The sequence below is a fragment of the Nonomuraea sp. NPDC048916 genome (genome assembly GCF_040649575.1).
Classification (GTDB): domain Bacteria; phylum Actinomycetota; class Actinomycetes; order Streptosporangiales; family Streptosporangiaceae; genus Nonomuraea.
On record NZ_JBEZFS010000118.1, the window covers coordinates 1 to 1,350 of the forward strand.

Sequence of the window (1,350 nt, forward strand, 5' to 3'; positions counted from 1 at the left end):
GGCGGCAAGCAGCGCACCGACTCAACGCATGTGCTCGGCGCGGTCCGCGATCTGAACCGGCTGGAGCTGGCCGGGGAATGCGTGCGGGCGGCGCTGGAGGCGATCTCGGCCGCCGCGCCCGGCTGGGTGGAGCGGGTGCTGGAGGTGGGCGGCTGGGCCGAACGCTACCGCGCCCGGGTGGACTCCTGGCGGCTGCCGACCTCGGCAACCAAGCGCGAGCAACTGGCCATCGCCTACGGCGCCGACGGATATGCGCTGGTGAGTGCCGTGTATGCGCCGTTCTCCCCGGCTTGGCTGCGCGAGCTGCCCGCGGTGCAAGCCTTGCGGATCATGCTCATTCAGAACTACACCCGCACCACCGGCAGCCGCGGGCGGGAGGTGGTCAAGCGGCGGGAGTCCCTCGACGGCGGCGGAGAGGGGCTCCCGCCGGGCAGTATCCGCCTGGCCTCCCCCTACGATGCCGACGTCCGCTGGGCGGCCAAGGGCGACGATTTCTTCTGGTGCGGCTTCAAGGTGCACATCAGCGAGACCTGCCACGACCTTCCCGCGCCAGACGAGACCGCGCCCGGTACGCAGCCGGGCAGCAACGCGCCCACCACCCCGCCCAACGTGATCACGAATGTCGCCACCACGGACGCCACCGTCCCCGACGTCAAACAGGTCGAGCCGATCCACGCCGCGCTGGACCGCCGCGGTCTGCTACCCGCCGAGCACTACGTCGATTCCGGCTACGCCGCGGCCGATCTCATCGTCGCCGCCCGCCGCCGCTACGGACTGGCACTGGTCACCCCCGTCCTGGGCGACTACTCCCCGCAAGCCCGTGCCAAGACGGGCTTCGACCGCAGCGCGTTCACCGTCGATTGGGACAACCAGCAGGTCACCTGCCCGCAAGGCCAGACCAGCAGCTCATGGAGCCCCTGCATCCAACGCGGGCAGGAAGCAATCGTGGTCAAGTTCGGTGGCGAGGTCTGCCATGCCTGCCCCGCCCGCTCGGCATGTACCTCGGCGAAGAAGGGCGGACGTCAGCTCACCTTGCGCCCCCGCGCGCTGCAGGAGGTCCTGGACCAGGCCCGCCGCGAGCAACACAGCACCGATTGGCAGGCCAGGTACGCCATCCGCGCCGGAGTCGAGGGCACCATCCACCAGGCGGTCGCGGTCACCGGCATCCGCCAGGCCCGCTACTGCGGCATCAAGAAGGTCCACCTCGAACACGTCTACTCCGCCGTCGCGCTCAACCTCATCCGCCTGGACGCCTGGTGGAACGGCCACGTGCTCGATAGAACCCGCACCAGCCATCTCGCCCGCCTCGAACTCGCGCTGACCGCCTGATCAGAATTCGGCAACGGGGTC

At 70.1% G+C, this 1,350-nt stretch carries 1 protein-coding gene; it reads left to right on the forward strand.

Annotated features, from left to right (window positions below):
* Positions 1-1,329, forward strand: a 1,329-nt coding sequence (locus tag AB0C16_RS40010) for a transposase (protein ID WP_357691363.1), incomplete at its 5' end; no start/stop codon positions are given.
* Positions 1,330-1,350 lie beyond the last annotated feature (21 nt).